16 protein-coding genes and 1 tRNA gene are annotated in these 12,976 nt (G+C 65.7%); 7 read left to right on the forward strand and 10 right to left on the reverse strand.

The features are described 5' to 3' along the window. Positions 1–237: 237 nt before the first annotated feature. Together BN1313_RS06065 and BN1313_RS06070 are read right to left on the reverse strand one after the other, a co-directional pair. Positions 238–771, reverse strand: coding sequence for a DUF5681 domain-containing protein (locus tag BN1313_RS06065; RefSeq protein ID WP_091737817.1), 534 nt, complete (start codon positions 769–771; stop codon positions 238–240). Then, positions 768–2,036, reverse strand: coding sequence for a site-specific DNA-methyltransferase (locus tag BN1313_RS06070; protein WP_218054324.1), 1,269 nt, complete (start codon positions 2,034–2,036; stop codon positions 768–770). Before BN1313_RS06070 ends, BN1313_RS06065 begins: the two co-directional genes overlap by 4 nt. 172 nt (positions 2,037–2,208) lie before the next feature. Between BN1313_RS06070 and BN1313_RS06075 the strand changes: the two genes are divergently transcribed. Genes BN1313_RS06075 through BN1313_RS06085 form a run of 3 tightly spaced genes read left to right on the forward strand, consistent with a single transcriptional unit; the run spans position 2,209 to position 4,471 of the window. Continuing rightward, positions 2,209–2,472, forward strand: a complete 264-nt coding sequence (locus tag BN1313_RS06075) for a DUF3489 domain-containing protein (RefSeq protein WP_091737823.1) — start codon at positions 2,209–2,211, stop codon at positions 2,470–2,472. Continuing rightward, a complete protein-coding gene (locus BN1313_RS06080; RefSeq protein ID WP_091737825.1) occupies positions 2,469–2,873 on the forward strand; it encodes a DUF2924 domain-containing protein in 405 nt (134 codons plus the stop codon). Before BN1313_RS06075 ends, BN1313_RS06080 begins: the two co-directional genes overlap by 4 nt. Before the next feature lie 2 nt (positions 2,874–2,875). Beyond that, entirely contained in the window at positions 2,876–4,471 is a 1,596-nt protein-coding gene (locus tag BN1313_RS06085) for a recombinase family protein (RefSeq protein WP_091737828.1), read from the forward strand. Between the two features lie 380 nt (positions 4,472–4,851). On the opposite strand, the gene BN1313_RS06090 is transcribed toward BN1313_RS06085, so the two are convergent. Continuing rightward, positions 4,852–4,941, reverse strand: a tRNA-Ser gene (locus BN1313_RS06090). 126 nt (positions 4,942–5,067) lie between these two features. Between BN1313_RS06090 and msrA the strand changes: the two genes are divergently transcribed. Together msrA and BN1313_RS06100 are read left to right on the forward strand one after the other, a co-directional pair. After that, positions 5,068–5,721, forward strand: a complete 654-nt coding sequence (msrA, locus tag BN1313_RS06095; protein ID WP_091737831.1) for a peptide-methionine (S)-S-oxide reductase MsrA — start codon at positions 5,068–5,070, stop codon at positions 5,719–5,721. 1 nt (position 5,722) lies between these two features. After that, a complete protein-coding gene (locus tag BN1313_RS06100) occupies positions 5,723–6,058 on the forward strand; it encodes an MmcQ/YjbR family DNA-binding protein (protein WP_091742420.1) in 336 nt (111 codons plus the stop codon). Here the strand turns inward: BN1313_RS06100 and BN1313_RS06105 are convergent. After that, positions 6,055–6,963 (reverse strand): mechanosensitive ion channel family protein, encoded by a 909-nt coding sequence (locus BN1313_RS06105; RefSeq protein ID WP_091737834.1) that lies wholly within the window; start codon positions 6,961–6,963, stop codon positions 6,055–6,057. The genes BN1313_RS06100 and BN1313_RS06105 overlap by 4 nt on opposite strands. A gap of 100 nt (positions 6,964–7,063) precedes the next feature. Here BN1313_RS06105 and BN1313_RS06110 point away from each other — a divergent pair, with 100 nt between their 5' ends. Then, positions 7,064–7,603: a carboxymuconolactone decarboxylase family protein gene (locus BN1313_RS06110; protein ID WP_091737837.1), complete on the forward strand. Its 540-nt coding sequence runs from the start codon at positions 7,064–7,066 to the stop codon at positions 7,601–7,603. Here the strand turns inward: BN1313_RS06110 and BN1313_RS06115 are convergent, their stop codons facing one another. The 5 genes from BN1313_RS06115 to BN1313_RS06135 form a co-directional block, all read right to left on the reverse strand. Then, positions 7,604–8,308, reverse strand: a complete 705-nt coding sequence (locus tag BN1313_RS06115) for a DUF599 domain-containing protein (RefSeq protein WP_091737839.1) — start codon at positions 8,306–8,308, stop codon at positions 7,604–7,606. 4 nt (positions 8,309–8,312) lie between these two features. Next, positions 8,313–9,620, reverse strand: coding sequence for an MFS transporter (locus tag BN1313_RS06120; protein WP_091737843.1), 1,308 nt, complete (start codon positions 9,618–9,620; stop codon positions 8,313–8,315). A gap of 67 nt (positions 9,621–9,687) precedes the next feature. Then, positions 9,688–9,846 carry a DUF3309 family protein gene (locus tag BN1313_RS06125; RefSeq protein WP_091737846.1) on the reverse strand — a complete coding sequence of 53 codons (159 nt, stop codon included), beginning with the start codon at positions 9,844–9,846 and terminating at the stop codon, positions 9,688–9,690. Positions 9,847–9,917: 71 nt separating this feature from the next. Beyond that, entirely contained in the window at positions 9,918–10,313 is a 396-nt protein-coding gene (locus BN1313_RS06130; protein WP_091737849.1) for a DUF983 domain-containing protein, read from the reverse strand. A gap of 38 nt (positions 10,314–10,351) precedes the next feature. Beyond that, positions 10,352–10,489 (reverse strand): entericidin A/B family lipoprotein, encoded by a 138-nt coding sequence (locus BN1313_RS06135; RefSeq protein WP_091737852.1) that lies wholly within the window; start codon positions 10,487–10,489, stop codon positions 10,352–10,354. Positions 10,490–10,789: 300 nt separating this feature from the next. Between BN1313_RS06135 and BN1313_RS06145 the strand changes: the two genes are divergently transcribed. Beyond that, complete coding sequence (locus BN1313_RS06145) at positions 10,790–11,059, forward strand: hypothetical protein (protein WP_091737857.1); 270 nt, start codon at positions 10,790–10,792, stop codon at positions 11,057–11,059. A 10-nt stretch (positions 11,060–11,069) separates the two neighbouring features. Here BN1313_RS06145 and lepA read toward each other — a convergent pair whose 3' ends face one another. Next, entirely contained in the window at positions 11,070–12,875 is a 1,806-nt protein-coding gene (gene lepA, locus BN1313_RS06150) for a translation elongation factor 4 (protein WP_091737859.1), read from the reverse strand. Between the last annotated feature and the right edge of the window lie 101 nt (positions 12,876–12,976).

Genomic DNA, 12,976 nt, shown 5'->3' on the forward strand with positions numbered 1-12,976 from the left:
CGGGCTTGCCGGCGGCGGCGCAAGAGACCCAAGCCCGAAGTGCGTGGCGGTGCACGCAGTCGGAGGTCAACACGTCTCCGATATCAGGAACCTAAATACGGGCTGTCCTACGGCCAAACTCCCCTCGCTAAAAGCCTCGGCGTAGGCGGCCTGGAGAACATCGACGGCCGATCTGGAGCTACTAGCCGACCGGCATTAGCGGCATTAGCGGCATCAACGTGACAATGCTGCTCAATCCTACTCGTCGACCTTCACCCAGCCGGCGCTCCCCCGCGGCCACTTGATCTCCTCTGGGTTTTGGACGCACCGGCGCACCTCTGCGAGCTCTTTGACCCACAAGGCGCGGCGGCCCCGACGGGTCAGGGCCGCTTGAACCGCCCAGCCCTGCAGCTTGAGGCCAGGGACAGGATCATTATCGGCGTTGGCAATGCCGAGAAGGACCATCGCCTGGTCGGCATTGCGCGGATCGTCAGTTTGGGCGCGCAGCGTGACGCCAGATCGAACTGGCTGTCTGGCGCTCATGGCCTGTTCGCGCTTCCTAATCATCTTCAGGATTTCGCGTTGCGCCAGACGGCTGCCCCCGATCGCGTCCTGGTAGGTCTTTAGCTGTAACGCTTCCTCGACCGTGAGCTCGCGCTCCTGACCGCCCTGAACGACGGTTAGGGTTCGATCGATGACAATGTCAAAGGCTGAGACCCGCTCCTCGGGCTTGGCTTTAGGCCGGCCTTTCGGGTTGCCGCTGTGGCCCTTCTGGAACCGGCTGGAGGTCATGCCGAGCCCGCCTTGAGCAGATGGGGCTCGCCGCCGGTCAAGGCTGCCCAGCGTTCGACGGCCACGTCGACATAGGCTGGGTCGATGTCCAGGCCGCGGAACCGACGACCTGTCCGCTCGGCCGCGATCAGGCTGGTTCCAGAACCCAGGAAGGTGTCGAGGACGAGGTCGCCGCGGCGCGTGACGTCGCACAGCGCGTCCGCCACCAGAGCCACCGGCTTGACCGTCGGGTGCAGGGCCAGATCTTCGCGCCGGCTACCTTTGAGGGAGTTCACCGATGCGTAATCCCACACGTTGGTGCGGTTGCGACCGTGGCGGCCCAGCTCCACGGCGTTGAAGTGCGCTGCTGCTCCCACTTTGTAGACGAAGACCAGCTCATGCTTGGAGCGGTAGAGCGACCCCATGCCGGCGTTGGACTTGTTCCAGACGCAGACGTTCAACAGGTCGCCGAATACTTCTGCGCCGACAGCCTCCACGTCGGCCATGTGACGCCAGTCCATGCAGACGAAGTGGACGGCGCCGTCACGTGACACCTGGGCGCAGGCGCCGAGGGTTTCAGTCAGGAATGCGCGGAACTGCCCGTCGCTCATCTCACCCGAAGCCATCGCGAACTCACGGTGACGGCCTTTGGCGTTGGCGTGGCCGTTGATGCGAACGTTGTAGGGCGGGTCAAGGAACGCTGCGTCGATGCGGGCGCCCTGACCTACGACGGACTGCACGAAAGCGATGTCCCTGCCGTCGCCACAGCCCACCCTGTGCTCGCCCAGGATCCAGATGTCGCCGACCTGGGTGCGAGGTGTCTGCGGAACTGGTGGGATGACATCGTCGTCCGGATCGAGAGCCGTCTTCAGCACCACGTCGATCTCTCCGGCCGAGAAACCCGTGACACTCAGATCAAAATCGACGTCGATAGCCGCCAGCTCGCCCAGCTCCAGCTTGAGGATGTCCAGGTCCCAGCCGGCTCCCAGGGCGATCTTGTTGTCTGCTAGCCGCAAGGCGCGTTTCTGCGGCTCGGTGAGGCCGACCAGGGCGATGGTCGGAACCTCGCTGAGCTCCAGCATCTTGGCCGCAAGCAGCCGGCCGTGTCCGGCGATGATGGCGCCTTGCCCATCCACCAGCAGGGGGTTGGTGAACCCAAAGGTGCGGATCGAGCTGACGATCTGCTCCACCTGCCGCTTAGGGTGGGTGCGCGCATTGCGAGGGTCAGGCTTCAGCTCGTTAATCGGACGATAAACAACAGCGAGGGGGCGATCGGTCAGCGACATCTGATCATGGCTCATACAGTGAACAATGCCAGAACCTTGCGATTCGCGTAACAGGGGGCGACCAGCGCTGGACTTCCGTCCACAAAGACGCGCTGTTGTCCCCAGCCCGGCCGCCGCCGGGCTCACCTCGGTAGCGCCGGCGACCCGCCGGCGCCTCAACCGAGGACAAGCCATGAAAAGCAAGACGACCCGTTCAAAGGCGGCCGCTCCCGCCGCTCCAGCGCCAGCCACGAGCAAGCTTGATCGGCTGGTGGTGCAACTGTCCGAGCCGGGCGGCGCCACCCTTCAAGCCTTAATGTCGGAGACCGGCTGGCAGGCCCACTCCGTGCGCGGGGCGATCGCGGGATCGCTGAAGAAACGGGGACATTCGATCTCGTGGGCCAAGGTTGATGGGGTGCGTCGCTACGCCATCACCCAATCGGGTGATGCCCAATGAGAGCCGACGCGCTCGGCGAGGTCGCAGCTCTGAGCCCGCTGGACCTGGAGGGACTGCGCGAGGCTTGGCGCCGGCGGTACGGAGCGCCGCCGGCTCTCCGCTCGGTGGAACTGCTGCGCCTTTGCCTGGCCTGGCGGATCCAGGCGGAGGCGAGTGGGGGCCTGTCTCTCGAGGTTCGACGGCAGCTCAAACGTAGCGGCGCTGTCCAGGCTGAGGGCCTGTCGCTGGGGGCGGGCGCCGTGCTCAGCCGTCACTGGCAGGGCGAGCGCGTTGAGGTGGAGGTGGTCGATCGGGGATTCCGCTGGAACGGGACCGTCTACAGAAGCCTCTCGGCGGTCGCGACCGCCATTGCCGGCACGCGCTGGAACGGTCCACGCTTCTTCGGCCTGCGCGACGCTTAGCCGTGAGCGTTCGCCGAATCCGCTGCGCCATCTACACCCGCAAGAGCTCCGAAGAAGGGCTAGAGCAGGCCTTCAACACTCTGAATGCGCAGCGCGAAGCGTGTGCGGCCTATGTGAAGAGCCAGGTGGGCGAAGGCTGGAGGACCCTGCCGGAGGTTTACGACGACGGCGGGTTCTCGGGCGGAACCATGGAACGGCCGGCGCTGAAGCGGCTGATGGCGGACATCTCCGCCGGCAAGGTCGATGTGGTCGTGGTCTATAAGATCGACCGCCTCACCCGTTCCTTGGCCGACTTCGCTCGCATGGTTGAGGTGTTCGATGCGCGCCAGGTGAGCTTCGTCTCCGTCACCCAGGCGTTCAACACCACCAGCTCTATGGGGCGACTGACCCTCAATGTGCTGCTCTCCTTCGCGCAGTTCGAGCGTGAGGTCACCGGCGAGCGCATCCGCGACAAGATCGCGGCTTCGAAGAAGAAGGGCATGTGGATGGGGGGCACACCGCCCCTGGGGTATGACCTGCCTACGGGCACCGACAGGATCCTGGTCGTCAATCCAGCCGAGGCGGACACCGTCCGTTGCCTCTTCAGCGCCTACCTCCAGCTTGGATCCGTCCACGCGGTGCAGCGCCGGACCGAAGCGCAGGGGATCGTCTCAAAGGCCCGAACGACGGCTAAGGGGCGTAGTGTTGGCGGCCTGCCTTTCAGCCGCGGCGCGCTCTTCCATCTGCTGAGCAACCGCGTCTACCGCGGCCAGATCATCCACAAGGACGCGGCCTATCCGGGCTTGCACACCCCGATTGTCGAGGCCGAGGTCTTCGACCAGGTGCAGCAATCTCTGAGTGCCCATCGCAGCGGAGTGCGGGAGCGGGCCGCGCGTGTAGCGCGCCCGGTCCTCGCTGGGCGTATCTTCGACGAAGATGGTCAGCCGATGAGCCCAACCTTCACCCACAAGCCGGGTGGTCAGGTCTACCGCTACTACGTGTCGGCGCCGCTGCAACAAGGCGCTCGCCGGAAGAAAAACGATGACGCAGTCCGCCGCGTCCCGGTCGCCAGCCTGGAAGCCAGGCTCACCGAGCTCCTTCGCGGCGTCGCGCCAGGCCAGACAGGTCTGCTGGCGCAGGTCCTGCGGCTCGAGATCCACCGCGATCACGTGCGGCTCCGGCTGCCTGGCGCTCTCGGCGGCTGGGTTCAACCGCGAGCGGAGCGAGGAGAGCACCTGCATCTCGACGGCGAGGCCGTGGTCCTGAGCGCGCCCATGCGGATGCAGCTGCGTGGCGGTCGAACCGAAATCCTGGGCGCCGTGCCGCGGGGCGTTCAACACGACCGGGCCCTGATCAAGGCGTTGCGCACGGCGCATGCGATGGTGGCTGCCGACGCTCGGCAGCTACCTGTGCTCACCGAGGCGCCGAACCGGCCCTATTACCGGCGCATGATCAGGCTCGCATTCCTTGCGCCAGAAATTCAGGAGGCGATCCTGGCGGGGCGCCAGCCTCTCGGCCTGACGCTTGGATGGCTCATGCAGCAGGACCTACCGGCGGCCTGGCCCGAGCAGCTGGCCCTGGTGCGTCAGGCGGCCAGGAGCTTCGACGTCGCCTGTTAGACCGAAGAACAGGCCCTGTTACGATCGATCTAATTGCCTGTTATGGCGCCGAACAGGGCCTGTTTTCGGAAAGAACAGGAACGCGCTCACAGCGCCAGCTAAGTCTTGGAACTGGCGAGGTATTCTAGGCTGATCAGGGGCAAATTTCGCTTCGATCGCCTGATATAGCGCCCGGAATGCAAAATATTCCCTGTTCCAGCGAACTGACGCCAAACTCACCCTCCATCCAACGATGCAGAGACTGGGCCTTGAAGGTCGCCCCGGATGGGAGCCGGGGAGGGCGATCGGCTCGCGCAGGATTGGGATTTGCGGCTGAAAGCCCCGTCTATTCAGAGGCTCAGTCGCGGGGCGCCTGTTCTGAGATCAGTTGCCCGGGTCCGTGGCGGTGCGAGTGGGATTCGAACCCACGTTAGGCTTTCACCTAAACACGCTTTCCAAGCGTGCGCCTTCAACCACTCGGCCACCGCACCACACGTCAGGAGAGGTCAGCCCCCCGCGGAAGGCGGGCAATATAGCCAGGACGTCTTGCCCCGCAAGCTCCGCTTGGAGAAAGGCGGGAAGCGCCTATCTTGGGGCCTGAACACGAGGAACCTCCCATGATCTTCGGCCGCAAATCCCTGGACCTGCCGACGCCTGAGCAAGCCTTGCCGGGGCGCGCCCATCCCATTCCAACCGCCGAGACCCACTTCCTGAACGGGCGCCCGCTGAAGGGTCCTTATCCTGAGGGGCTGGAGGTCGCGATCTTCGCCATGGGCTGTTTCTGGGGCGAGGAGCGCAAGTTCTGGCAGGTCCCGGGCGTCTATGTGACGGCGGTGGGCTATATCGCCGGCCATACGCCCAACCCGACCTATGAGGAGACCTGCACGGGGCGCACTGGCCACACTGAGGCGGTGCTCGTGGTCTTCGACCCGAAGGCGGTCACCTACGCTGAGCTCTTGAAGGTGTTCTGGGAAGGCCATGACCCGACGCAAGGGATGCGCCAGGGCAATGACGTGGGCACCCAGTACCGCTCTGGCCTCTATCCCCTGAACGACGCCCAGGCCGCCGAAGCCCAGGCGTCCAAGCTCGCCTACCAGCAAGCGCTGGCCGATGAGGGCTTCGGCGAGATCACCACCGAAATCCGTCCCGGCGGGCCATTCTATTTCGCCGAGGACTATCACCAGCAGTACCTGGCTAAGAATCCGCATGGCTACTGCGGCGTCGGCGGCACCGGCGTCAGCTGCCCGATCGGCGTTGGCGTCTCGGCCTGAGGTGACGCCCCAAGCCTTCGAGCGCGTCGCCCTGGCCTTGCCGGCGGCGACCATGACCGTGCAGTGGGGCGAGGACCAGGTGTTCAAGGTCGGCGGCAAGATGTTCGCTGTGCAGGGCCAAGGCGGCGCCTCTTTCAAGGCCAGCGACATCGCCTTCGATGTGCTGACGGAGACTGGCCGCGCGCGACCGGCGCCCTATCTGGCGCGGGCGAAGTGGGTCTATTTCGATGACGTCGAAGGTCTCGACGACGCCGAGGTCACGGCTTGGCTGGCGGACGCCCACACGCTGATCGCCGCCAAGCTGACCCGCAAGGCCCGAGCTGAACTCGGCCTCTAGTCGACCCTGTCAGGTCGCGCTTCGCTGCGCTCAATCGACACCTGGTGGGGGTAGGGGAAACTCAGGCCCCTGGCCTCGAAGGTCTCCTTGACCTGCTTTGTGAGGTCGAAGCCGGTGTTCAGGTAGTCCTGCGGCTTGGTCCAGCAACGCAACATGACCGTTACGGCGCTGTCGCCCAACGCGGTGACCTTGGCCCACGGCGCAGGGTCTTGCAGGACGCGGGGTTCGGCGGCGGCGATCTCTTTCAGCAGGTCCAGCGCCAGGTCCAGATCGTCCTCGTAGTCGACGCCGAAGGTGAGCTCGATGCGGCGGCGGCCCGCCTGGCTGATATTGACGATCATGTCGGCGAAGACCTTGCCGTTGGGCAGGTAGACGGTCAGGCCGTCGTAACCCATCAGCTTGGTGTTGAAGAGGTCCATGCCCGCCACTCGGCCCTGGCGGCCGTTCAGCTCGACCAGGTCGCCGGCGCGGTAGGGCCGCAGCAAGAGGATCATCACCCCGGCCGCGACGTTGCCCAGGGTGCCCTGCAACGCCAGGCCGATCGCCAGGGAGGCGGCGCCCAGGACCGCCAGTATCGAGGTCGCCTGGACGCCGAGCTGCTGGAGCACCGCGACCAGCCCGACGGCGATGACGATGTACTTTACGAGGGTCGAGACAAAGACCGCCAGGGTCTTGTCCGCCGGATGCTGATGGTGCGGCAGCCTTTCCAGCGCCTTCTCGGCCAGCGCCCCCAGCCTGCGGGCGATCCACAGGGTCACCGCCAGGATCAGGCCGGCGACGATCAGGCGGACTGAAAAGGCGCCCAGGACGGCCAGGAAGCCGCGCAGCATGACGGGGTCGCCGGACAGCGCTCGTCCGGCCATCTCGAAAAACGGTGTGACAGGTTCGGTGGCGGGTGCGGCCAAGGTTCGTCTCGCTTCAGCTTTGACCGAAGAGAACACCTCAGCCGTGGAAGCGATGCGCGGCTCAGGCTAGCTTCGCGGCCCGACCGGAGCGAAACAAGTCATGACGAACACCCCACCGCGATACGCGCCCGCCGCCTATGAAGCGCTGAGCGACGCCCAGCGCGGCGTCTACGATCGCATCGTCGCGGGCCCCCGCGGCAAGGTGCTGGCCCCGCACCACCTGTTGCTGGCCAGCCCGATCCTGGCCGATCAAGCCCAGGAGATGGGCGCCTTCCTGCGCTACGGCAGCGCGCTGTCGCCGGCCTTGTCGGAGCTGGCGATCATGATCGCGGCCCATCGCTGGGGTTGCGCCTATGAGTGGGGTCATCACCGGCCGATCGCCGTGGCCGCAGGCGTGCCAGACGCCTGCCTGGTTGATCTGGAGGCCGATCGTCAGCCGATCTTCCCGGCCGCTGACCAGGCGCTTATCTACGAGACCGTCAGGGCGCTGATGAAGGACGGTCGCCTGGATGATGATCAGTTCGCCGCGGCGAAGGCCACGCTCGGCGACCGCGGTCTCGGCGATCTGGTGGGCATTGTCGGCTACTACTCGATGCTGGCGATGTTGCTGAACGCCTATGAGACGCCGGCAGAGGCCTGATCAGTCGCCTTCGTCCTCGATCATCCGGCGCAGGTCGGCGATCGCCACGGCCGCCCGCGAGCCCCGTTGTCGCCACAACAGAAGCACGACGGCGCCCACGGTCGCGATGACGAAGGGCAGCGGGCCGAACAGCCAGGCGGCGGCGGCCAGGGCGAAGTAATAGCCTCGTGCGCCCGCGTTGAACGACGACAGCGCGGGGTTGAGAAGGCGGGCGATGACCGCGCCGAACTCGACGCTGCGGTCCGTCTCGGAGGGCACCGCGCCGATCGCGGCGATCGCGTAGTTCAGTTGCCGGATCGCCCAGATGTAGTCCAGAAGGCCGCGGGCGAGGGTGATCAGGACGAGGCCCAGCTGCATCTCGAAGAGCGCCCGCGTCGAGGTCTTGAGCACCACGAGGCTTGAAGCGCTACGGAAGGCGGTCTCGCCGCTGAACAGGGCGCTCGCGACCGCCGCGATCAGGATCAGGTTGGACGAGGCGAAGAAGGACGCCGAGTTCAGGACGTTGCCCAGCAGGGCGCCGTCCACCAGCCGGTTCTCACGCCGCGCCATATTGCCCATCCACGCCGTGCGGATGACGTGCATGTCCGTGTTGATCGCCTGGCCGTTGCGCCGGGCCAGCCGCACGAGAACGGGCTCATAGGCCAGCCAGCAGAAGGCGAAGAGGCCGAGCGCTGCGATATCGAGGGGTTTGAGCAGCGCCAGCATCGGCTCAATCGTCGCGGATCAGGCTGGTGACGTTGGTGTTGCGCATGCGGAAGGCGATGACGGCCGAAATCGCCATGACCACTGAGACATAGATGTAGAAGCCGCTCTCCAGGCCCTCGTCCTTGAACTTGAGCGCAACATACTCCGCCGTCCCGCCGAAGATGGTGTTGGCTAGGGCGTAGGGCAGGGCGACGCCGAGCGCGCGGACATGGGCGGGCAACAGCTCGGCCTTCACCGCGGCGTTGCAGGCGCTGTAGCCTGAGACCACCAACACCAGCGTCGTCATCAGGACGAAGGCGATGAAGGGCGAGTCGGTTACGGCGATCATGCTCATGATCGGGTAGGTGAGGATGGCGCCGAGGGTGAAGCTGATGGCGATCATGTATTTGCGGCCGACGTAGTCGGAGATCCAGCCCGAGAGCGGCTGGATGAACATGTAGAGCACCAGAGCGCCGGCCGAGATCGCGGTGGCGGTGTCTTTGGTGAAGCCGGTCGTATTGACCAGGAACTTCTGCATGTAGGTTGTGTAGGCGTAGAACGAGAGAGAGCCGGCGGCGGTCAGGCCCAGGATCGCCATGAACTCTGTTGGGTGCTCCCTGAGCAGGCGCAGCGTCCCGCCCTTCTCGCCGGCGGCCTTGGCGCGCAGGTACTCGTTGCTCTCGTGCAGGCCGCTCCTGATCCAGAAGACGACGATGGCGAGCAGACCGCCGATGGCGAAGGGAATGCGCCAGCCCCAGCTCTCGAGCGCCTCGACGCTCATGGTCTTCTGCAGGACGATGAGGACAGCGAGGGCCGTCAGCTGGCCAGCGATCAGGGTCAGGTATTGGAACGACGACCAGAAGCCACGGTGTTTGCTGCCGGCCATCTCGGACATGTAGGTGGCGCTGGCGCCATATTCGCCGCCCAGTGAGAGCCCCTGGACGAGGCGCGCCAGAACCAGGCCGATCGCCGCGAACTGGCCGATCTGGCTGTAGGTCGGCAGGATGGCGATGGCGAAGGAGCCGACGCTCATCAACGAGACTGAGGCCGTCAGCGCCGCGCGCAGTCCCGCCCAGTCGGCGTAAAGGCCCATCAGCCAGGCGCCGATCGGCCGCGCCAGGAAGCCTACGGCGAAGACTGCGGCCGCCTGCAGCAGTTGGGCGGTGGAATCGCCGGCGGGGAAGAAGTGCTTGGCGAAATAGAGGGAGAACGACGAGTAGGCGAACCAGTCGTACCACTCGACCATATTGCCGGCCGAGCCGCCGAGGATGGCGTTGATCCGCTGCAACGGCGTCATGGACGACGCTTTGAACGCGCCCGTTTCAGTCGACATTCCAGTTTCCCCCCGAACTCCGGGGGGAAACTAGCGGCGCTCGGGCCTGCTGGAAACTGTCAGCCCGCTATATGCGTCCCAACAGCACCAGGATGATCACGATGACGAGCACCAGACCCAGGCCGCCGGACGGGAAATACCCCCAGTTGCGGCTGTGGCCCCAGCTCGGCAGGGCGCCGATCAGAAGCAGGATCAGGATGATGATCAGGATGGTGCCAAGGGTCACGGGCGTTCCTCCATTGCGGTTGATCCGCGTCAGGGAGGCAACGAACGGCCACGGCCCAGGTTCCTGAGGCGCTAGTCGGCGTAATCGGCGGTATGCTGCTTGTGGTCGGCGTCGGTGGACTTGATGGCGTACATCAGACCGATCCACCCGCCCTTGACCCGTGGCAGCAGGGCGAGCGTCACCGCCGCCAGGACGGTCAGGCTGATCGGCACGCTGTAGAGGGGCGACGCTTCCCAGACGATGGGGAAGAAGAGCGCCGGGCCGACCACCAGGTGGCCGACCAACAGGATCGTCAGATAGGCTGGACCGTCATCGGCAGGATACCGCGACAGGTCGTGGCCGCAGGCTGGGCAGGCGGCGTTGACCTTGAGGTAGCTGGAGAACAGCGCACCCTCGCCGCAATGCGGGCAGCGGCCCCTCAGACCGCGACCGATCGATGGCCAGAGCTTGCGATGCTTGACGTCCATAGAGCGCCATATGCCCACGCCGTGGGCCGAATGAAAGCCTAACGGCGCGTCTCTTCCGCAGCGCCGGTGACCGCGCGGCCGGCGGACTGGGCGTCGCGGCCGAGGCCGGCGACGGTGTTGCAGGCGCTGATGGCCAAGGCCGCCGCCATGAGGGCGAGAATTGCGATCCGGGGCACGATCAGAGATCCTGAAGTTGAGGGAAGTTCCGGTTATAGCCAAGCTTGCGGCGAAATTTGGACCTGTCGGCTGCGGCGGGCCGTTCGGCGTGGTCCGGGATGATGGCGAAAGGCTTAGGCGGAAGACGGATGAGCCAGCGCAGAAGGATGGGCTCGGGGACGTTCAGGGCTTCAGTGATCGCTAGGAGCAGTCGGGCGACGCGACGACGTCGATACTTCAAGCGGATTGATCCGCTCAGCCTGATTTCTGAGGAGAGCGGGGCGAGCCCGCGCGAGGCGGACGCGTGGCGACGACTTCTCATGGGATCACCGGAGCACTGGCCGCCGGCTCAGCGGCAGGAGGCCCTCAAGCATGCTCAGGAGGTACGCCGTCTCGTCCAGTCGCTGGAGTTCAATGACCCCGATTACCTGACGTGGGTTGATCCAGCGGCTCTGGACTGGTGGCGACGCCACACGCCAAGCCGAAAGGGGTCGGCCGCCGGCTTCCCGTGGATCGGGGTATGGCTCGTCGCCTTCATCGCCGCCGCCCTTGGAGGCATGGCGCTGATGGCTCGCGTTCTAGCTGCGTGAAACCTCGGCCTCAGTCGCTGTCCATCTTCAGGGCGGCGATGAAGGCTTCCTGCGGGATCTCGACCTTGCCGAACTGCCGCATGCGCTTCTTGCCCTCCTTCTGCTTGTCGAGGAGCTTGCGCTTGCGGCTGGCGTCGCCGCCGTAACACTTGGCCGTCACGTCCTTGCGTAGCGCCCGCACGGTCTCGCGGGCCACGATCCGGCCGCCGATGGCCGCCTGGATCGGGATCTGGAACATGTGCGGGTTGATGAGGTCCTTCATCTTCTCGACCATGCCGCGGCCGCGGGTCTCGGCGCGGTCGCGGTGGACCAGCATGGAGAGCGCGTCCACGGGTTCGGCGTTGACCAGGATCGACATCTTCACCAGGTCGCCGGTGCGGTACTCCTCGATGGCGTAGTCGAAGGAGGCGTAGCCCTTCGAGATCGACTTCAGGCGGTCGTAGAAGTCGAAGACGACCTCGTTCAGGGGCAGGTCGTAGACGACCATGGCGCGGGCCCCGACGTAGGATAGCTCACGCTGGGCGCCGCGGCGGTCCTGGCAAAGCTTGATGATCGCGCCGAGGTATTCGTCCGGCGTGAAGATCGTCGCCTTGATCCAGGGCTCGGCGATGCTTTCGATCTTCACCGGATCGGGCAGGTCGGCCGGGTTGTGCAGCTCGATGATCGAGCCGTCGGTCATGGTCACCTTGTAGACGACGCTGGGCGCCGTCGCGATCAGGTCGAGGTCGAACTCGCGGGAGAGGCGCTCCTGGATGATCTCCAGGTGCAGCAGGCCGAGGAAGCCGCAACGGAAGCCGAAGCCCAAGGCGGCGCTGGTCTCCATCTCGTAGCTGAAGGAGGCGTCGTTCAGCCGCAGGCGGCCGATGGCGGCGCGCAGGTCTTCGAACTTGGCGGCGTCCACGGGGAAGAGGCCGCAGAAGACCACGGGCTGGACGTCGCGGAAGCCGGCCAGGGCTTCGGCGGCGGGCTTCTTCTCATCGGTGATAGTGTCGCCGACGGCGGCGTGGGCGACTTCCTTGATCTGGGCGGTGATGAAGCCGATCTCGCCGGGCCCAAGCTCCTGAACCTCGGTGCGCTTTGGCCGGAAGTAGCCGACGCGGTCGATCAAGTGGGTCGAGCCCTGCTGCATCATCTTGATGCGTTGGCCGGATTTCAGCACGCCGTCGATCACGCGGACCAGGACGACGACGCCCAGGTAGGGATCGTACCAGGCGTCGACCAGCAGGGCCTTCAGGGGCGCGTCGCGGTCGCCCTTGGGCGGCGGCAGGCGTTTGACCACGGCCTCCAGCACCTCATGGATACCTAGGCCCGTCTTGGCCGAGCAGAGGATGGCGTCCGACGCGTCCAGGCCGATGACGTCCTCGATCTGCTGGCGCACCCGGTCGGGCTCGGCGGCGGGCAGGTCGGCCTTGTTCAGGACCGGGACGATCTCGTGGTTGTTGTCCAGCGCCTGGTAGACGTTGGCGAGCGTCTGGGCCTCGACGCCCTGGCTCGCGTCCACCACCAGAATCGAGCCTTCGCAGGCGGCCAGGCTGCGGCTGACCTCATAGGCGAAGTCGACGTGGCCCGGGGTGTCCATCAGGTTCAGGACATAGGTCTCGCCGTCGTCGGCCTTGTAGTGCAGGCGCACCGTCTGGGCCTTGATGGTGATCCCGCGCTCGCGCTCGATGTCCATGTTGTCGAGGACCTGCTCGGTCATCTCGCGCTGGGTGAGCGCGCCCGTCTCCTGGATCAGGCGGTCCGACAAGGTCGACTTGCCATGATCGATGTGGGCGACGATCGAGAAGTTGCGGATGTGGGACAGAGGCGTGGTCATCGTGGCTGCGTCTAGCACATTCCGCCGGGATCGCGAGGGCGGCGGGGCCGCACGGTTAATCGGCCATTAATCCGGAGCGCGGCAATCAACGGACGGGGCGT

It is taken from the genome of Phenylobacterium immobile (ATCC 35973) (assembly GCF_001375595.1).
GTDB classification, from domain to species: Bacteria; Pseudomonadota; Alphaproteobacteria; order Caulobacterales; family Caulobacteraceae; genus Phenylobacterium; species Phenylobacterium immobile.